Below are 18,316 nucleotides of genomic sequence, written 5' to 3' on the forward strand. Positions count from 1 at the left end.
CTGGAATGGGGGGAAGGTGGGGCGCGATCAGTCGTGCGCGTGCAGCGGCTTGCCGGCCAGCGCCAGGTGCGCCTCGCCCAGGGCCTCGGACTGGGTCGGGTGCGCGTGGATGAGCTGCGCGACCTCGGCGGGCAGCGCCTCCCAGTTGTAGATCAGCTGGGCTTCGCCGACCTGCTCGCCCATGCGGGCGCCGACCATGTGGACGCCGACCACGGCGCCGTCCTTGACCTGGACGAGCTTGATCTCGCCGGCGGTCTTCAGGATCTTGCTCTTGCCGTTGCCGGCCAGGTTGTACTTGAGGGTGACGACCTTCTCCTTGCCGTACAGCTCGACGGCCTTCGCCTCGGAGATGCCGACGGAGGCGACCTCGGGGTTGGAGTAGGTCACGCGCGGGACGCCGTCGTAGTCGATCGGCACCGGCTTGAGGCCGGCCAGGCGCTCGGCGACCAGGATGCCCTCGGCGAAGCCGACGTGGGCCAGCTGCAGGGTCGGGGCGAGGTCGCCGACGGCGGAGATGGTGGGCACGTTGGTGCGCATGTACTCGTCGACGAGGACGTAGCCGCGGTCCATCGCGACGCCGTTCTCCTCGTAGCCGAGGCCGGCCGAGACCGGGCCGCGGCCGATGGCGACGAGCAGCAGGTCGGCGTCGATCTGCTTGCCGTTCTCGGTGGAGACGCGGACACCGGTCTCGGTGTACTCGACGCCCGAGAAGCGGGCCTTCAGCTCGAACTTGATGCCGCGCTTGCGGAACGCGCGCTCCAGCAGCTTGGAGGAGTTCTCGTCCTCCAGCGGGACGAGGTGCGGCAGCGCCTCGACGATGGTGACCTCGACGCCGAAGGACTTCCAGACCGAGGCGAACTCGACGCCGATCACGCCGCCGCCGAGGATGACGGCCGACTTCGGGATGCGGTCGAGCTTGAGGGCGTGGTCCGAGGAGATCACGCGGTCGCCGTCGATCTCCAGGCCCGGGATCGAGCGCGGCACCGAGCCGGTCGCCAGGACGATGTGGCGGCCCTCGATGCGCTGGCCGTTGACGTCCACCGAGGTCTGCGAGGAGAGCTTGCCCTCGCCCTGGATGAAGGTCACCTTGCGGGAGGCCACCAGGCCCTGCAGGCCCTTGTACAGGCCGGCGATGACGTCGTCCTTGTACTTGTGGACGCCGTTGATGTCGATGCCCTGGAAGGTGGCCAGAACGCCGAACTCGGCGGCCTCCTTCGTCTCGTCCGCGATCTCGGCGGCGTGCAGCAGCGCCTTGGTCGGGATGCAGCCGCGGTGGAGGCAGGTGCCGCCCAGCTCACCCTTCTCGATCAGGACGACGCTCAGGCCCAGCTGAGCGGCGCGGAGCGCCGCGGCGTAACCGCCGCTTCCGCCTCCGAGAATGACTACGTCGAAAACGGTGCTGGCGTCGTTCGCCACGTCACGTCCTCCATGCAATGGGGTGGGTCGCCGGGCCGGTCGCGGTCCGGTGGGTCGGAAGCCTTTGTGGGGCGCCCAGTCGTGCCGGAAATACATCTTCGCACTTGTTCAAGGCGGCTGATGTCCGGGTCCGCCCCGGGGGTGTCCCACAGGGTGGTCACCGGGGCGGGGACACCCCCGACCGAAGGGCATCGTCGCAGCTCAGGGCGGGGTTGACAGCGGCGTCAAGGGTGCTCGCGACGGGCTTCGGGCGGGCCGGTTCCGCACAGTGGAACAAAGTTTCGCCCGTAGCGAACAAGGGTGCGGGGCGGGGCTCCGTTCCCTACTCGCAGGTAACGGCGCCGCGGGTGTCCGGTGGCGTCCGGCACCGGCCGGGCACCCGGGAACGAGGACGGGGCCCGGCGCACACACGCGCCGGACCCCGTCCGTCCGTTCCGGGCCCCGGATCAGGCCTTGCCGCCCGCAGCGGTCTGCTCGGCGAAGCGGACCAGGGTGCGCACCGCGCTCGCGGTGCCGCCCTTGGGGGTGTAGCCGAACGGCGCGCCCTCGTGGAAGGCCGGGCCGGCGATGTCCAGGTGGGCCCAGTCGATGCCCTCGGCCACGAACTCCTTCAGGAACAGGCCGGCCACCAGGCCGCCGCCCATCCGGTCGCCCATGTTGGCCAGGTCGGCGATGGTCGACTCGGTCATGCCCTTGCGCAGCTCGGCCGGCAGCGGCATCGGCCAGGACTGCTCGCCGGTCTCGCCCGCGACTGTGTGCAGCGTCTCGCGCAGCTCGTCGTTGTTGGCCATCACACCGAAGGTGCGGCTGCCCAGCGCCATCATCATCGCGCCGGTCAGCGTCGCGACGTCGACGATCACGTCCGGGTTCTCCTCGCCGGCCCGCACGATGGCGTCGGCCAGCACCAGACGGCCCTCGGCGTCGGTGTTCAGCACCTCGACGGTCTTGCCGCCGTACATCCGCAGCACGTCACCCGGGCGGGTGGCCGAGCCGGACGGCATGTTCTCCGCCAGCGCCAGCCAGGCGGTGACGTTGACGACCAGGCCGAGCCGCTTCGCGGCGACCACGGCGGCGAACACGGCGGCGGCGCCGGCCATGTCGCACTTCATGGTCTCGTTGTGGCCGGCCGGCTTCAGCGAGATGCCGCCCGAGTCGTAGGTGATGCCCTTGCCGACGAACGCCAGGCTGGCCTTGGCCTTAGGGTGGGTGTACGCCACCTTCACCAGCCGCGGCGGGTTCGCCGAGCCGTTGCCGACGCCCAGCAGGCCGCCGAAGCCGCCCTTGAGGAGCGCCTTCTCGTCCAGCACCTCGACCTTGAGGCCGTGCTCCTTGCCGGCCGCCTGGGCGATCGCGGCGAAGCCCTTCGGGTTCAGGTCGTTCGGGGCGGTGTTGACCAGGTCGCGGGCCCGGTTCATCTCCTCGCCGACGACCAGGGCGCGCTCGACGGCGGCCTTGGCCTCCTTGCTGCCCTTGCGGGCGGCCAGCAGGACCAGCTCGCCGACCGGCTCCTTGCCGTTGCCGTTGCCCTTGTAGGTGCCGAAGGCGTACGAGCCGAGCAGACCGCCCAGCGCGACCGCCTCGATCTCGTCGGCGGACTCGGCCGGCAGTGCCAGCGCGGCCTTCTTGCTGCCGGCCAGGGCGCGGGCGGCGACACCGGCGGCGCGGCGCAGCGCCTCCAGCCCGTAGCCGGCGTCGGCGGCCTCGCCGAGGCCGACCGCGAGGACGAGCGCGGCCTTCAGGCCGGCGGCGGAGGGCACCTTGACGGTCTCGCCCTCGGCGCCGGTCGCGCCCAGGGTGGTGAGGACCTCGGCCAGCTTGCCGTCGAACGCCTCGCTCACGGCCTCGGCGCCGGGGGCCAGCACAATGCCCTTGGGGCCCTTCGCGACACCGATCACCAGGGCGTCCGCGCGCAGCGAGGCGGCGGAGGAGGTGCTCACAGACAATGCAGTCACGTAATGCGTCCTGTTCTTTCGCGGTCACGACCGGTCGCGGCGTGGCTGCCGCACCGGTGCAGCCGACGCCGGCGCGGCGGGCCGCCCGGCCGGGCGGGCCGGGTCCGGGGCCCCTGGCGCGTGCGCCCGCCGGTCGCGGCGGTCGCACACATCAGAAGCCCCGGCTCCTCGACGCGCGTCGGCCGGGCAGGACCTGCGACGGTGCAGGGCTGCGGTGCTCCACGCATGGTAGTCCGCATGCTGGGATCACGCGCCGCCCGGTGTCCCACCGTTTGGTACGGGTACCGCCGGTGCGCGTCAGCCCAGCAGGGCGAGCGTCACCAGAGTGCCGGTCGCGGCGGTCTCCGCCATCGCGCCGAGGACGTCCCCGGTGATCCCGTCCAGCCGCCGGACGCAGCGCCGGAGCAGGAGCCAGGCGCACCCGAGTCCGGCCGCAACGGCCAGCGGGAGACGCAGTGCTGACCATCCGTCCGCCCAGCCGAGGGCGGCCGTCAGCAGCATCGACCCGGCCGTGGCCGCGACCGCCGCGGCGGGCGGCACCGTGCCCGCGACCACCGCCCCGAGCCCGCCCGGCCGGGCGGCCGGCACCGACCGCAGGCACCCCCAGGCGAGCGCGCACCGCGCGGCCGTCGCCGAGGCCAGCACCGCGAGCGCGCCGCGCAGCACCGAGGCGTCGAACTGTCCGGCCAGCGCGGCGATCTGGGCCAGCAGCACCAGGACCAGGGTCAGTACGCCGAACGGCCCGATGTCCGACTGCTTCATGATGCGCAGCGCGTCCTCGGCCGGCTTGCCGCTGCCCAGGCCGTCGGCGACGTCGGCCAGTCCGTCCAGGTGCAGCCCCCGGGTCAGCGCGGCCAGTGCCCCGGCCGCCGCCACCGCGCCGAGCAGTCCGCCCGCACGCCACGCGACCAGCGCCCCCGCGCCCGCCGCCACCGCGCCGAGCACCAGCCCGACCACCGGTGCGGCCGTCATCGCCCGCCCCGCCGCCGCCCGGTCCCACCGCTCGACCCGCACCCGCAGCACCGACAGCGTCCCGAACCCGAAGCGCAGCCCGTCCCCCCAGGACGCGGGCACGGTCGAAGGCCCCTCCTGCACCCGCCGCTCCTTCGTCCTGATCACCGAGGTGCCCGTCGGGGCACGGGCACCGTGTACTGCCGGGTCGCCGCCGCTGCCTGGCCCGGGGGCCCGTCCGGGCACCCCGTCAGGCCTCCGCTACACCCGGCCCAGCAGCTCCGCCGCGGACGGCAGCTTCGGCTGCTCCTTCGGCACCGGCGCCGCGGTCGCCGCGGGCTTGTGCTCGGCCAGGGAGTCCGCCGCGGCCTGGAGCAGCGGCAGCGCCATCAGCGCGCCGACGCCCTCGCCCATGGTGATCCCCTGCTCCTGGAGCGGCGTCAGGGTGAGCCGGTCGTACGCCTTCGCCTGGGCCGGCTCGCCGCTGGACTGCCCGGCCCGCCACCACTCGGGCGCCCGGAACGCGATGCGCTGGGCGACCAGCGCGCAGGCCGACGAGACCACTCCGTCCAGGACGACCGGCAGCCTCCGGACCGCGGCCTGGAGCAGGAAGCCGGTGATCGCCGCGAAGTCGGCCCCGCCGGTGGCGCCGAGCAGTGCCAGCTGGTCGCCGAGCACCGGCCGGGCCCGCCGCAGCGAGTCCCTGATGGCCGCGCACTTGACCATCCACACCTTGTCGTCGATGCCCGAGCCGCGCCCGGTCACCGCGGCCGCGTCCGTTCCGCAGAGCGCGCCGACCAGCACCGCGGCCACCGTGGTCGAGCCGACCCCGAGGTCGCCCAGCACCACCAGGTCGGTACCGGCGTCGGCCTCCTCATCGGCGACGGCCATCCCGGCGCGGAAGGCCTTGACGGTCTCCTCCGGGGTCAGCGCGTCCTCGCGGTCGATCCGGCCGGAGCCGCGCCGCACCCGGTGCGCGACCACCTCGTCGGGGAAGTCGGACGGGTCCGCGTCCACCGCGACGTCCACCACCCGCACCCCGGCGCCGAAGCGCCGGGCGAGCAGCGCGACCGGCGCGGTGCCGTCCAGGACCGCCCGGACCCGGGCGGCCGTGCCGCCCCGGGCGGGCAGCCGGGACACGCCGAGGGCCGCCACCCCGTGGTCGGCGGCGAACAGCAGCACCTTGGGCGCCGACAGCGGCTGCACCGGGGAACGCCCCTGAACGGACGACAGCCAGCTGCCGAGCTCCTCCAGCCGGCCGAGCCCGCCGCGCGGCCGGTCCAGTGTCCGCCAGCGCTCCTCGGCGGCCCGCCGGGCGCTCTCGTCGGGGCGCTCGACGAGCGAGGAGAACGTGTCGAGATCCACGGTCGTGTCCATTAATCCGTTTCTCGCTCACACCGCGGGGCGCGCGGCGTACATTCGAGGTCTGCCCCAGGCAGGGTCAGGGCTTGGCCGTCATGGGACTGCGCAAGTGGTCGAGTGAGAAGCCGCCTCGTCACCGAGGCGGGGGACTCACCGCTCGGAAGGCTACACGCCAACCGATTTGATGGTCAGGGCTTGCCCCGCCACGACCAGCAGCACACGCTCCGAGGCGTCCGCCACGGCCATGTTCAGCCGTCCGAGCGTGTCCCGGAAGCGACGGCCGGCGGCGGTCGCCGGGACGACGCCCATGCCGACCTCGTTGCTGACCGCGATCACCTGACGGCCCGTCCCGGCCCACGCGGCGGCGAGCGCCTCGCAGCGGGCCTGCACCGCCGCCTCGCCGCCGTCCGTCCACACCGCGTCGTCCCAGGCGCCGCACTCGTCCATCACGGCGGTCAGCCAGAGCGCCAGGCAGTCGATCAGCACCGGTGCCGGGTCGGCGTCGTCGGCCAGGACGGCCTCCAGCGCGCAGGTCTCGGCGGTGCGCCAGCCCGCCGGGCGCCGGTCGCGGTGCAGGGCGACCCGCTGCGCCCAGTCGGTGTCGTCGTCCCGGGTGCCGCTGGTGGCCACGTACAGCACGTCCTCGTACCGGGCGAGCAGCCGCTCGGCCGTGGTGGACTTGCCGGAGCGCGCACCGCCGAGGACCAGCGTGCGGGGGAGTGCGGGATCGGTTGCCATGCCGCTCATCCTGCCGGACGAGGCATACGGAAGATCCCACCGGGCAGGCTAAGGTGCGCAGCACACAGGGTCTTACCGGGCAGGGCAGCACACAGGAGGAGCCGGGCATGGTGTGGACGTGGCGGTACGAGAAGGCGGACGGCACCGTGGTGGCCCCGGCCGGCGGCCAGGAGGAGGAGTTCGCCGGCCAGGGGGACGCCGAGACCTGGATCGGGGAGTCCTGGAAGGAGCTGGCCGAGGGCGGGGTGGACACCGCGGTCCTGCTCGACGACGGCCGGGAGGTCTACTCGATGAGCCTGCACGAGGCCTGAGTCCGCGCGGTCCCGTCCGTGACGGGGCTGCGTGACGGGGCTACTTGGCCCCGAACACGTGCAGCAGCGCGGCGACCTGCCGGTACGGGTCGGTGCGGCCGGCCCGTTCCTCGGCCTCCAGCAGCTGGGCCAGCTGCCGCCCGTCCACCGGCGGCGCCGCGTCGTCGGGCGCGTTGTCGGTGAAGACCCGGACGCCGTACCAGTGCCGCAGCGGCACGGACACCTCGGAGAGGGTGACGGCGAGGTCGGCGATCCGGTCGGCGCGGGCGGCCAGCCCCAGCCGGTTGTAGTAGCGGTCGCTCTCGAAGGCGTGCAGGGCGGCCCGCCAGTCGCCGGCGGCGGCGGGCCGCAGGGCCAGCGAGTCGCGGTTGCGGACGAGCAGGGAGAGCAGTCCGCCGGGGGCCAGCAGCCGGGCCAGCGAGGCGATCATGGGATCCGGGTCCGGCAGGTACATCAGGACGCCGTGGCAGAGCACGACATCGAAGCTGCGGGGCCCGAACCAGCGCCCGCACTGGTGGCCGTCGCCGCTGAGCAGCTGGAGCCGGCCGCGGACCTCGGGCGGCTCCTCGGCCAGTGCCCCCTGGGCGACGCCGAGCGCCACCGGGTCGGAGTCGATGCCGGTGACGTAGTGGCCGGCCCGGGCCAGGCGCAGTGCCTGGGTGCCCTGGCCGCAGCCGATGTCGAGGACGCGCTGGGCGCTGCGTCCGGTGAGCTGCTCGGCGAGCTGCCGGGCGACCAGCTCCTGCCGGACGAGGTTGCGCAGGCTGCCGAGGCGGTCGAGCCACGGGCCGGTGCCGCCAGCGAAGGAGCCGCTGCGCGAGGGCAGCCGGCGCTCCTGGGCGATCCGGTCGTGGCCGCCGTCGCCCTGGCCCGGCAGCGCGTACAGGCCGGGCCCCTCCCAGGACGGAGGGGCCCAGCCGGAGTCCACCGGTTCGGCGGTCAGGGCTTCTCTCCGCGCCGCACCTGCGGCTTGGGCAGCCGCAGCCGGCGCATCTGGAGGATGCGCATCAGGCCGTAGGCGACCGCGCCGCGGGTGTTCTGGCCGGCGAAGCGCTCGCCGAGCTGCTTGCGCAGACCGAGGCCGAGGCGGACGAAGTCCAGGATCACCAGCACGAAGAAGAGCAGGAACAGCACGGTGGAGAGCAGCTGGAGGGCCGGCACCTTCACGATGCTGAGCACCAGGATGACCACCGCGGCGGGCAGGAAGAACTCGGCGAGCGACCATCGGGCGTCCACGTAGTCGCGGGTGAACTTGCGCACCGGGCCCTTGTCACGGGCCGGGAGGTGGCGCTCGTCGCCCTCCAGCAGCGCGGTGCGCTGCTTCTCGCGCTCGGCCCGCATGCGCTCGCGCGCCTGCCGGGAGGCCTCCTTGCGGTCCTTGGGCACGGTCACCCGGGTACGCCGGTTGGCCTCGGCCTCACTGCGCTTGGGCGTGGGGCGGCCCTTCTTCGCCTGCGGGTCGCGGGCCTGGGTCGTCTCGTCCTGCTTCTCCAGCACAGCGGCGGAGGCGGCGGCATCATCTGAACGGCGTCGGAACACACCACCAGCGTACGGGGTGCACGACCGCTTCTTCGGGTGTCCTTGGACCCAAACGCATATCGATCGCGTGCGGCCGGGCCGGTGCCGGGCTTCCGGGGGTCTTCCCGTAGGGGATCACCGCGGGGAACGGTGGAGGGGATGAGGGCCGGATCCACCCCGGGGATGAGGCAGTCGGGGGTGTCGCTGTAGCAGTCTTGTTGCAGGCAGGTGCACTGCGGCGAAGGGCTCGCTGCACATACACTCGTCGTGTCTGGTAACGAGATAGAGACCGCAGGCCGGAGAAGGGGGCACCCGAGGCCCATGAGCGACGGAATCATGAAGCGTATGGGGCTGATCTTCCGCTCCAAGGCGAACAAGGCCTTGGACCGGGCGGAGGATCCGCGTGAGACGCTGGACTATTCGTACCAGAAGCAGCTCGAACTGCTGCAGAAGGTACGTCGCGGTGTCGCGGACGTGGCCACCTCGCGCAAGCGGCTGGAACTCCAGCTGACCCAGCTCCAGCAGCAGTCCGCGAAGTACGAGGACCAGGGCCGCAAGGCGCTCTCGCTCGGCCGGGAGGACCTCGCGCGCGAGGCGCTGACCCGCAAGGCGAACATGCAGTCCCAGATCACCGACCTGGAGACGCAGTACCAGCAGCTCCAGGCCGAGGAGGAGAAGCTCACGCTCGCCTCCCAGCGGCTGCAGGCCAAGGTGGACGCCTTCCGCACCAAGAAGGAGACCATCAAGGCCACCTACACCGCGGCCCAGGCGCAGACCCGGATCGCCGAGTCGTTCTCCGGCATCTCGGAGGAGATGGGCGACGTCGGTCTGGCGATCCAGCGGGCCGAGGACAAGACCGCGCAGATGCAGGCCCGGGCCGGTGCGATCGACGAGCTGCTGGCCTCCGGCGCGCTCGACGACGCCAGCGGTCTCGGCCGCAAGGACGACATCGAGGCCGAGCTGGAGCGCGTGGCCGGCGGTTCGGACGTCGAGCTGGAGCTGGCCCGGATGAAGGCCGAGCTGACGGGCGGTTCGCCGTCCTCCGGCCCGCAGGCGATCGAGCAGGGCAAGGCGCAGCCGCACGACGCCTCGCAGCAGGACACCCCGCGCATCAACTACAACAAGTGATCTGAGCTTCACCCCACCAACCAGGGAGACGCACGGCATGATCATGAGGGTCATGGGGGAGGGCCAGTTCGAGGTGGGCGAAGCTCATCTGAACCGGCTCAACGAGCTGGACGAGGAGCTCCTCGCCGCACTGGAGTCGGGGGACGACGAACACTTCAGGCGGGCGCTCGGTGAGCTGCTGGGCGCCGTCAAGAAGTTCGGGACCCCGCTGGCGGACGACTCGCTGGAGCCGTCCGACCTGATCCTCCCGGATGCCGACGCGACGATCGACGAGGTCCGGCAGCTGCTGCGGGCCGAGGGTGACGGCCTGATCCCCGGCATCCCGGAGTAGCCACCGTCTCGCGCCGGACGCCAGACGCGACAAGGGCGGGCCCCCTCCACTGCGGAGGGGGCCCGCCCTTTCGGCGTCCGTGCGGTGCCGGCTACGGCAGGGCGAGCATCCGGTCCAGCGCCGCCTTGGCGTACTTCTCGGTCTCCGGGTCGACGCTGATCACGTTCGGCACCCGGCCCTCGACCAGCGACTCCAGCGCCCAGACCAGGTGCGGCAGGTCGATCCGGTTCATGGTGGAGCAGAAGCAGACCGCCCGGTCCAGGAAGACGACCTCCTTGTCCGGGTGCGCCTTGGCGAGGCGGCGGACGAGGTTCAGCTCGGTGCCGATGGCCCACTTGGAGCCGGGCTCGGCGGCGTCCAGCGCCTTGATGATGTACTCGGTCGAGCCCACCATGTCGGCGGCCGCGACGACCTCGTGCCGGCACTCGGGGTGCACCAGCACGGTGACGCCGGGGATGCGCGCGCGGACGTCGTTCACCGAGTCCAGCGAGAACCGCCCGTGCACCGAGCAGTGGCCGCGCCAGAGGATCATCTTGGCGTTGCGCAGCTCCTCGGCGGTCAGCCCGCCGTTCGGCTTGTGCGGGTTGTAGAGCACGCAGTCGTCGAGCGAGAAGCCCATCTCGCGCACCGCGGTGTTGCGGCCCAGGTGCTGGTCCGGCAGGAAGAGCACCTTCTGGCCCTGCTCGAAGGCCCACTCCAGCGCCCGCTTGGCGTTGGACGAGGTGCAGATGGTGCCGCCGTGCCGGCCGGTGAAGGCCTTGATGTCGGCGGAGGAGTTCATGTACGAGACCGGGACGGTCACGTCGGCTATGCCGGCGTCGGTCAGTACGTCCCAGCACTCGGCGACCTGCTCGGCGGTGGCCATGTCGGCCATCGAACAGCCGGCCGCGAGGTCCGGGAGGACGACCTGCTGGGCGTCGGTGGTGAGGATGTCCGCGGACTCGGCCATGAAGTGCACGCCGCAGAAGACGATGTACTCGGCCTCCGGGCGGGCGGCCGCGTCGCGGGCGAGCTTGAAGGAGTCGCCGGTGACGTCGGCGAACTCGATCACCTCGTCGCGCTGGTAGTGGTGGCCGAGGATGAAGACGCGGTCGCCGAGTGCGGCCTTGGCCGCCCGTGCGCGCTCGACGAGGTCCGGGTCCGAGGCGGCCGGGAGGTCGCCGGGGCACTCGACGCCACGCTCGCTGTTCGGGTCGGCCTCACGGCCGAGCAGCAGCAGAGCGAGCGGCGTCGGGGTGGGGTCGACGCCGTAGGTCTCGGTGATGGTGGTGGTCACGGGCGGGTGCCCTTCTGTGCGGCCGATCAGTCGGTGCAGCCTTCTCGTCTATCTGACGCTATCTATGATAACCGGTTAGCGTCACAGTGACGATGGCCGTCCTGTCGATGTGACGAGAACCGCTCGCCGGTTCGGACGCTTCCTTGCGTGGCCGAATCGATATCCGGGGGCTTCCGGGTGAGGCTGGGCGCATGAAGGCAATCGCGATCCGCCGTTACGGCGGCCCCGAGGTGGTCGAGTACACCGAACTGCCGGACCCGAAGGTCGGGCCGGACTCCGTACTGGTGCGGGTCCGGGCGGCAGGGGTGAACCCGGTGGACCGGCACGTCCGGGAGGGGCACCTGGACGGGCTGCTGGACGCCCGCTTCCCGCTGGTGATGGGCTGGGACGTGGCCGGGGTGGTCCGTGCGGTCGGCGGCGGCGTCACCGAGTTCGCCCCAGGGGACGAGGTCTTCGGCTACGTCCGCAAGGACTGGGCCGAGCACGGCACCTACGCCGAACTGGTCGCCGCGCCCGTCCGCACGCTGGCCCGCAGGCCGGCCGCGCTGGACTGGACGCAGAGCGGCGGCCTGCCGCTGGCCGGGCTGACCGCGCTCCAGGGCCTGAAGGCGCTGCGGATCCGCCCGGGCGACACCGTGCTGGTGCACGCCGCGGCCGGCGGGGTCGGCCACCTGGCCGTCCAGCTCGCCAGGGCCTTCGGGGCCCGGGTGATCGGCACCGCGGGGGAGCACAACCACGACTACCTGCGAGGGCTGGGCGCCGAGCCGGTGCGGTACGGCGACGGCCTGGCCGAGCGGGTCCGCGCGCTGGCCCCCGACGGGGTGGACGCCGCCCTCGACCTGGCCGGCGGCGGCGCCGCCGAGCTCTCGGCCGCGCTGGTCGCGGACCCGGGCCGGATCGTCTCGGTCGCCGACTACCGGGTGAAGGAGCTCGGCGGCCGGTACCTCTGGGCCCGTCCGGACGCCGCCGGACTGGCCGAGCTGGCCGCCCTGGCCGACGCCGGCCGGCTCACCGTCACCGTCGCCTCCACCTTCCCGCTCGCCCAGGCCGCGTCCGCGCAGGAGCTGAGCGCCGAGGGCCGCACCCGCGGCAAGATCGTCCTGCTCGTGGAGTGACGCCGCAGCGCCCGGCGGGCGCCGGACGGCGGGCAGGTGACCGGCGCCGTACCCCGGGCCGTCATCCGCCAGCGGTGGACTCGGTCCTGTCATCCGCCAGAATGGAGCCGAACCGTTTCGGCGGCCGCCGCCTCCCCGCTGCCCGCCCGCCGATCCCGTACGACCCGTGGAGCCCCGCACCGATGAGCACCAGCCGAGCGCACGAGACGGTCGGGGCCGACCTGGACGAGACCGACCGTCTGCTGCTCGCCCGGCTGGCCAGCGACGGCCGCGCCTCCTACGCCGAGATCGGCCTCCAGGTGAACCTCTCCGCCACCGCCGTCCGCCGCCGGATCGACCGGCTGCGGGCGCGCGGGGTGGTGCGCGGCTTCACCGTCGTCCTCGACCCGTCCGTGCTCGGCTGGCAGACCGAGGCCTTCGTCGAGGTCTACTGCCGCGAGCGGACCGCCCCCGAGGAGATCCTGGCCAGCCTGCGGCAGTTCCCCGAGGTGGTGGCCGCCTGGACGGTCACCGGGGACCCGGACGCCCTGGTCCACCTGCGCGCCACCGACATGCACCACCTCCAGGCGGTGATCGAGCGGATCCGCAAGGAGCCCGGCGTCCAGCGCAGCCGCTCCTCCGTCGTCCTCTCCCAGCTCATCGGCTGATCCCCGGAGGGCCCAGCCCGGCCGACGGGCTCCACCGGGCCCGATCACGGGCCCGGCCGGGGCAGGCGCAGGATTCCTGCGCGGACCGGGCCGAAGACGCCCGAATCCTGCCTCGCCGGCCGCGTTCCGACGCGCGGCGCCGGCCCCCCGCTGCCTAGGCTGATGAGGTCCGGCAACGCGGTGAGACGCCCCGCGCCGCCGGTCCTCCCCCCGACACCCCACAGCCGAGAGGGACCCCCGTGTCCGCAGCCCCCGACCGCATGCACCGGCCCGACAACGAGCTGGTCGACCTGGTATTCGACTACATGCGGGAGCGGCTGCAGTACGACCCCGTCCCGCTCGACCACCCCGGTGACGGCGAGCACCTGCGCGCCCAGCTGGCCGGCCTGCTCAACCCGGACGGCAACAACCCGGCCGACGTGCTCAAGCTCTACGACCACGAGCTGTCCCGCGCGGTGATCTCCGCCGACAGCCCGCGCTACCTGTCGTTCATCCCGTGCGCCCCCACCAAGGCCGCGCTCCTCTTCGACATGGTCGTCTCCTGCGCCTCGCTCCAGGGCATCTCCTGGCTGGAGGCGGCCGGCGCCATCGCCGCCGAGAACCAGGTGCTGCGCCTGATCGCGGACCGCGCCGGCCTGCCCGCCTCGGCCGGCGGCACCTTCGTCTCCGGCGGCTCGGCCGGCAACCTCTCCGCGCTCGTCGTCGCCCGCGACACCGCCCGCCGCAGGCTCGGCGTCGGCCCGGAGGCCCGGCTGCGGATAGCCGTCGCCGACCAGGTGCACTCCTCGGTCAAGAACACCTTCAACATCATCGGCGTCGAGGCCTTCAAGGTCCCGACCGTCGACCGCCGCTTCACCGGCGAGGCGCTGCGCGCCGCCCTGGCCGCCGATCCCCACCCGGAGACGGTGATCGCCGTCGTCGGCACCGCCGGCACCACCAACGAGGGCATCGTCGACGACCTCCAGGGCCTCTCCGAGGTCGCCCGCGAGCGCGACATGTGGTTCCACGTGGACGGCGCCTACGGCGGCGCCGGCCTCTTCGCCCCCTCGGTGCGCGAGCGCTACAACGGCATCGAGCACGCCGACTCGTTCGTGGTGGACCCGCACAAGTGGCTGTTCGCCCCGTTCGACTGCGCCGCGCTGATCTACCGCAACCCCCAGCTGGCCCGCGCCGTGCACACCCAGGACGCCTCCTACCTGGACGTGCTGCACACCGAGGGCGACGAGTGGAACCCCACCGACTACGCCTACCACCTGACCCGGCGCGCCCGCGGCCTGCCGCTCTGGTTCTCGCTGGCCGTGCACGGCACCCAGGCGTACACCGACGCCATCGAGACCGGCCTCCAGCTGGCCCGCGACACCGCGCAGCTGATCCGCGACACCGAGCACCTGGAGCTGCTGTTCGACCCGCAGCTCTCCGCGGTCTGCTTCAAGCGCACCGGCTGGACCAACGAGGACTACTACCGCTGGTCGCAGCAGCTGCTCGCGGACCAGATCGGCTTCGTCACCCCGACCGGCTGGGACGGCGAGACGGTCGCCCGCTTCGCCTTCCTGCACCCGGGCACCACCATGGAGATGGTCAGGGAGATCCTCGACACCATGGCGTGAGCGGAACGCGGAGGACCCCCGCCGGGATCGCCCGGCGGGGGTCCTCCGCCGTTTCCTACAGCAGCCCGCCGTTCGGCACGTACGGCGCGGGCGGGCGCATCCCGCGCAGTCCCAGGTAGCCGCGGGTCTCCACGGTCAGGCCGACCTCCAGCCCGACGTCCAGCGCCCACTCCTGCTCGGCGGTCAGGGCCTCCACCCGTGCCTCCGTGCCCTCCGGGACCCGGGCCAGCGCCTCGCGCAGCAGCCGGGCGGCGATCCGCTTGGAGGTGGCCGCCAGCAGCTTCACCTCCCCGCCGTCCCGGTAGCAGTAGCCGCTGCCGGCCAGCGCGTCCGCGATCAGCAGCTCCTCGCAGTGGGCGAGCATCAGCTCGTGGTCCGGCCCGTGCGCGGCGCCGCGCAGCCGCCGGTCCACCGAGTCCAGCAGGTGCCGGTGGGTGGCGTTGCCCGGGTGGACCGGGATGTCCCCCGGATCGACCAGCCCGGCCCGGACCACCTGCCCGGTCAGCTGCATCGCCGGGTACAGGGTGAACCCGGCCAGCCGGTAGCGGCGGACGGCCGCGGGCGACGGCGAGGCGCAGAGCATCCCGCGCAGGCACCCGCGCCCGTACGCGGTGGCCCGCTCCAGCAGCAGCCGCCCGACGCCCTTGCCCTGCACCTGTGGCAGCACCACGAGCAGCGCCAGCACCCAGGTGCCCTCACGGCGCAGCGAGAGCACCGCGCCGACCGGCTCACCGTCCAGTTCGGCCAGCCAGCAGCCCTGCGGGTCGGTGCGCGCCAGGTGCCTCGTCCGGGCCAGTTGGTAGACGGGCGGCCGGGGCGGACCGGCGGGGGGCCGGGCGTCGGGGAGCGAGGCGAACGCGTCGCGGGCGATGAGCTGGACGGCCTCCGCGTCGGTGGCGGAGTCCCTGACCTGTCGCAGGATCATGCCCTCCATCCTGGCCGCCGAGGCGTCCGCGCGAGGCCGGTTCGTCCGGATCGGCGGGCCGGGGCGGTCCCCGACCCGCGCCGGTTGTGCGAGCATGGGGAGCGTAGGGGAGCGGGTGGTACACCCGGCCCACGGAAATTCCGCCGCAGAAGACCTCCGAAAACACACCGCCGTCCGGAAATGAAACCGGACGGCCGTCGGTTGGCACTGGCGGCAGACCGTCGTCAAGACCGGGAGAAAGCAGATGACCGTCCAGGACGAGACCACCGTCGAGAGTGGCATCCTCCTTACCGATGCCGCCGCGGCCAAGGTCAAGGGCCTGCTGGAGCAGGAGGGCCGCGACGACCTCGCTCTGCGCGTCGCCGTCCAGCCCGGTGGCTGCTCGGGCCTGCGTTACCAGCTGTTCTTCGACGAGCGTTCGCTCGACGGCGACGTGATCAAGGACTTCGACGGTGTGAAGGTCGTCACCGACCGGATGAGCGCCCCGTACCTCGGCGGCGCCACCGTCGACTTCGTGGACACCATCGAGAAGCAGGGCTTCACGATCGACAACCCGAACGCCACCGGCTCCTGCGCCTGCGGCGACTCGTTCAGCTAGTCGGCAGACGGCGAAGGCGGCCCCGGGAGCTCCCGGGGCCGCCTTCGCCGTTTCCGCGGACGCGCCCGCCGGCCGCTACCGGCCGCTGACGTCCGGGGTCGCCGGGTCGGGCCCGACGTGCGGGTCAGCCTCCAGCGGCACCTCCTGGCCGGTCGCGAGGTCGGTCACCCCCCGGCCCGCCAGCGGCTGCTTCAGCTCCACGGACACCGTCTGCCGCTTGGCCAGCTCGGCGCAGGCCTGCCCGGCCGGAACCGGCGCCGCCAGCGTGACCCGGACGTCCACCCGGCCCGGCTTGGACTCGTCGGCCTTCAGCGCGTACCGCTCGCAGACCCCGCCGTAGAACCAGACCGTCAGCTTGTTGCCGTCCGCCCGGTAGGAGATCGCGGGGCGGACCGCCTTCCCGGCCCCCTGCCCGTTCGGGTCCGGCTCACCGACCGCGATGCCGTTGCCCTGGGGACTGGCCGAGGGCGGCTGCGGGTCGGCCGGTTGCGCCGTCGACGAGGGCCCGGGGCCGGGCGTGAACGTCGACGGGCCGGACGACGGGGGCGTGGCCGGCGTGGTGGTGGCGGCGGAGGGCGCCGGGGAGGACGGCGAGGACGGCGTCACAGCCGCCGCCGCGGGCTGCGCCGACCCGGTGGCCGCGTCGGAGGCCGACTTGCCGCTCCCGTCGCACCCGGCCACCGTGACCGCCGCCGCCAGCACCAGACCCGCCAGGGCCGCCGCCCGCCGCCCGCGCGACCGGACCGCGGGTGCACCACCGGTGCGCCGGGGCGTCGGCTCCAGATCCAACAGATCCATCTGAACATCCTCCCGAGGGCTCAGCGGCACCGCCTCCTCGGCCGTACCGCGCGGATGTGACGTGCCCCGGACCAATCCGGTTCCCGTCCGTCCGCCGGTCCGTCCGGGACCCTCGCACCGGCCCGTCCGCGGGGCCGCCCCCGGGGCGGGTTCAGATACCGTATTCGGCCATCCCGGCGACCAGCCGCTGCGCCCCGGAGGAGACCCGGAAGCCGGCCCGGGCGGGGGCGATCGGCTCGGGGCCGGTGGCCAGCAGCGGCCAGAACCGCCGGAGCTGCCGGGAGGAGTCCACCAGCGCGTCCAGGGTCTCGCCGTCCGCGTCGCCCCTCAGGGCAGGCGGAACGCGCAGGTGGGAGTGGCCGGGCTGCAAGTGGTCACTGGGCATCATCGGCGATCGCTCCGATCCACGGTGCCGCGGCCGCACTGCCACGGCTCGGACGGGGCCGGACCCGGCCCCTGGCAGCGACCCTAGGCCGACCACCCGGCCCCCACCAGAGCTACCCGGGGGTAGTACACGTTCGACGGTGGCCGGTGCCAATCCCGCCGGTCTTGCCGCCGCCCGCCCCCCGCCGGGTACCGTGAGTGGGTTCACCCCCTGTTTTTCGTGGCCACGCCGCCATCCTGAGGAGACCTTCCGTGCGTATCGCCGTCGCCGGCTCGATCGCCACCGACCACCTGATGACGTTCCCCGGCCGGTTCGCCGAGCAGCTCGTCGCCGAGCAGCTGCACACCGTGTCGCTGTCCTTCCTGGTCGACACCCTCGACATCCGCCGGGGCGGTGTCGCACCGAACATCGCCTTCGGCATGGGCGTGCTCGGGCTGCGTCCGATCCTGGTCGGCGCCGCCGGTGCGGACTTCGCCGAGTACCGCAGCTGGCTGGAGCGCAACAACGTCGACTGCCAGTCGGTCCACATCTCCGAGACGCGGCACACCGCCCGTTTCATGTGCACCACGGACGAGGACCACAACCAGATCGCCTCGTTCTACACCGGGGCGATGGCCGAGGCCCGCAACATCGAGCTGAAGCCGATCGTCGACCGCGTCGGCGGCCTGGACCTCGTGTTGATCGGTGCCGACGACCCGCAGGGCATGGTCCGCCACACCCAGGAGTGCCGCACCCGCGGCTACGCCTTCGCGGCCGACCCCTCCCAGCAGCTGGCCCGCCTGGACGGCGAGGACATCCGGGAGATCGTCGACGGCGCCGCCTACCTCTTCACCAACGAGTACGAGGCCGCGCTGATCGAGAGCAAGACCGGCTGGGACGCCGACGAGCTCCTCACCCGGGTCGGCACCCGGGTCACCACCCTCGGCAGCAAGGGCGTGCGGATCGACCGCAAGGGCGAGCCCCCGGTGATCGTCGGCTGCGCCCCCGAGGACTCCAAGGTCGACCCGACCGGTGTCGGCGACGCCTTCCGCGCCGGCTTCCTGGCGGGCCTCTCCTGGGAGCTGGACCTGGAGCGCTCGGCCCAGCTCGGCTGCATGCTGGCCACCCTGGTGATCGAGACCGTCGGCACCCAGGAGTACGAGCTGCGCCCCGCCACCTTCCTGGAGCGCTTCGAGGGCGCCTACGGCGCCGAGGCCGCCGCCGAGATCCGCGCACACCTGGTCAAGTAGCCCGCGGGCCCGTGCGGCAGGCCGGCCGG

General features: G+C 73.2%; 19 protein-coding genes. 8 read left to right on the forward strand and 11 right to left on the reverse strand.

The features are described 5' to 3' along the window. Nucleotides 1–27: 27 nt before the first annotated feature. The 5 genes from lpdA to cobU form a co-directional block, all read right to left on the reverse strand. Nucleotides 28–1,416, reverse strand: coding sequence for a dihydrolipoyl dehydrogenase (gene lpdA / locus C2142_RS27615; protein ID WP_162002556.1), 1,389 nt, complete (start codon nt 1,414–1,416; stop codon nt 28–30). Between the two features lie 446 nt (nt 1,417–1,862). Beyond that, entirely contained in the window at nt 1,863–3,368 is a 1,506-nt protein-coding gene (locus C2142_RS27620; RefSeq protein ID WP_148645451.1) for a leucyl aminopeptidase, read from the reverse strand. Nucleotides 3,369–3,665: 297 nt separating this feature from the next. After that, on the reverse strand, nt 3,666–4,463 hold the full coding sequence (locus C2142_RS27625; RefSeq protein WP_148645452.1) for an adenosylcobinamide-GDP ribazoletransferase: 798 nt from the start codon (nt 4,461–4,463) through the stop codon (nt 3,666–3,668). 117 nt (nt 4,464–4,580) lie between these two features. Then, nucleotides 4,581–5,696 carry a nicotinate-nucleotide--dimethylbenzimidazole phosphoribosyltransferase gene (cobT, locus tag C2142_RS27630; RefSeq protein WP_148645453.1) on the reverse strand — a complete coding sequence of 372 codons (1,116 nt, stop codon included), beginning with the start codon at nt 5,694–5,696 and terminating at the stop codon, nt 4,581–4,583. A gap of 150 nt (nt 5,697–5,846) precedes the next feature. Next, nucleotides 5,847–6,419: a bifunctional adenosylcobinamide kinase/adenosylcobinamide-phosphate guanylyltransferase gene (cobU, locus tag C2142_RS27635; RefSeq protein ID WP_148645454.1), complete on the reverse strand. Its 573-nt coding sequence runs from the start codon at nt 6,417–6,419 to the stop codon at nt 5,847–5,849. Between the two features lie 107 nt (nt 6,420–6,526). Between cobU and C2142_RS27640 the strand changes: the two genes are divergently transcribed. Continuing rightward, nucleotides 6,527–6,730 carry a hypothetical protein gene (locus C2142_RS27640; protein ID WP_148645455.1) on the forward strand — a complete coding sequence of 68 codons (204 nt, stop codon included), beginning with the start codon at nt 6,527–6,529 and terminating at the stop codon, nt 6,728–6,730. A 40-nt stretch (nt 6,731–6,770) separates the two neighbouring features. Here the strand turns inward: C2142_RS27640 and C2142_RS27645 are convergent, their stop codons facing one another. Both C2142_RS27645 and C2142_RS27650 read right to left on the reverse strand, forming a co-directional pair. Continuing rightward, nucleotides 6,771–7,469 carry a class I SAM-dependent methyltransferase gene (locus tag C2142_RS27645; protein ID WP_241003281.1) on the reverse strand — a complete coding sequence of 233 codons (699 nt, stop codon included), beginning with the start codon at nt 7,467–7,469 and terminating at the stop codon, nt 6,771–6,773. A 200-nt stretch (nt 7,470–7,669) separates the two neighbouring features. After that, on the reverse strand, nt 7,670–8,269 hold the full coding sequence (locus C2142_RS27650) for a DUF3043 domain-containing protein (protein ID WP_148645456.1): 600 nt from the start codon (nt 8,267–8,269) through the stop codon (nt 7,670–7,672). A gap of 300 nt (nt 8,270–8,569) precedes the next feature. Between C2142_RS27650 and C2142_RS27655 the strand changes: the two genes are divergently transcribed. Both C2142_RS27655 and C2142_RS27660 read left to right on the forward strand, forming a co-directional pair. Then, nucleotides 8,570–9,376, forward strand: coding sequence for a PspA/IM30 family protein (locus tag C2142_RS27655; protein WP_148645457.1), 807 nt, complete (start codon nt 8,570–8,572; stop codon nt 9,374–9,376). A gap of 37 nt (nt 9,377–9,413) precedes the next feature. Then, complete coding sequence (locus C2142_RS27660; RefSeq protein WP_148645458.1) at nt 9,414–9,707, forward strand: hypothetical protein; 294 nt, start codon at nt 9,414–9,416, stop codon at nt 9,705–9,707. Nucleotides 9,708–9,798: 91 nt separating this feature from the next. On the opposite strand, the gene nadA is transcribed toward C2142_RS27660, so the two are convergent. Further along, nucleotides 9,799–10,971 (reverse strand): quinolinate synthase NadA, encoded by a 1,173-nt coding sequence (nadA, locus tag C2142_RS27665; protein ID WP_148645957.1) that lies wholly within the window; start codon nt 10,969–10,971, stop codon nt 9,799–9,801. Between the two features lie 203 nt (nt 10,972–11,174). On the opposite strand from nadA, the gene C2142_RS27670 reads away from it, so the two are divergent. From C2142_RS27670 to C2142_RS27680, 3 genes are all read left to right on the forward strand, one after another. Continuing rightward, nucleotides 11,175–12,098 carry an NADP-dependent oxidoreductase gene (locus tag C2142_RS27670; protein WP_148645459.1) on the forward strand — a complete coding sequence of 308 codons (924 nt, stop codon included), beginning with the start codon at nt 11,175–11,177 and terminating at the stop codon, nt 12,096–12,098. A 182-nt stretch (nt 12,099–12,280) separates the two neighbouring features. Beyond that, a complete protein-coding gene (locus C2142_RS27675) occupies nt 12,281–12,745 on the forward strand; it encodes an Lrp/AsnC family transcriptional regulator (protein ID WP_148645460.1) in 465 nt (154 codons plus the stop codon). A gap of 239 nt (nt 12,746–12,984) precedes the next feature. Then, nucleotides 12,985–14,352, forward strand: a complete 1,368-nt coding sequence (locus C2142_RS27680) for a pyridoxal-dependent decarboxylase (RefSeq protein WP_148645461.1) — start codon at nt 12,985–12,987, stop codon at nt 14,350–14,352. Between the two features lie 55 nt (nt 14,353–14,407). On the opposite strand, the gene C2142_RS27685 is transcribed toward C2142_RS27680, so the two are convergent. Then, entirely contained in the window at nt 14,408–15,277 is an 870-nt protein-coding gene (locus C2142_RS27685; RefSeq protein WP_148645462.1) for a GNAT family N-acetyltransferase, read from the reverse strand. A gap of 244 nt (nt 15,278–15,521) precedes the next feature. On the opposite strand from C2142_RS27685, the gene erpA reads away from it, so the two are divergent. Further along, on the forward strand, nt 15,522–15,875 hold the full coding sequence (gene erpA / locus C2142_RS27690) for an iron-sulfur cluster insertion protein ErpA (protein WP_148645463.1): 354 nt from the start codon (nt 15,522–15,524) through the stop codon (nt 15,873–15,875). 75 nt (nt 15,876–15,950) lie between these two features. Here the strand turns inward: erpA and C2142_RS27695 are convergent, their stop codons facing one another. Then, nucleotides 15,951–16,673 carry a hypothetical protein gene (locus C2142_RS27695; protein WP_148645464.1) on the reverse strand — a complete coding sequence of 241 codons (723 nt, stop codon included), beginning with the start codon at nt 16,671–16,673 and terminating at the stop codon, nt 15,951–15,953. 151 nt (nt 16,674–16,824) lie between these two features. Continuing rightward, entirely contained in the window at nt 16,825–17,061 is a 237-nt protein-coding gene (locus C2142_RS27700) for a hypothetical protein (RefSeq protein WP_148645465.1), read from the reverse strand. Nucleotides 17,062–17,309: 248 nt separating this feature from the next. On the opposite strand from C2142_RS27700, the gene C2142_RS27705 reads away from it, so the two are divergent. Beyond that, entirely contained in the window at nt 17,310–18,287 is a 978-nt protein-coding gene (locus C2142_RS27705) for a carbohydrate kinase family protein (protein WP_148645466.1), read from the forward strand. The last annotated feature ends 29 nt before the right edge of the window (nt 18,288–18,316 follow it).

Source organism: Streptomyces sp. CB01881 (assembly GCF_002953255.1).
GTDB lineage: Bacteria > Actinomycetota > Actinomycetes > Streptomycetales > Streptomycetaceae > Kitasatospora.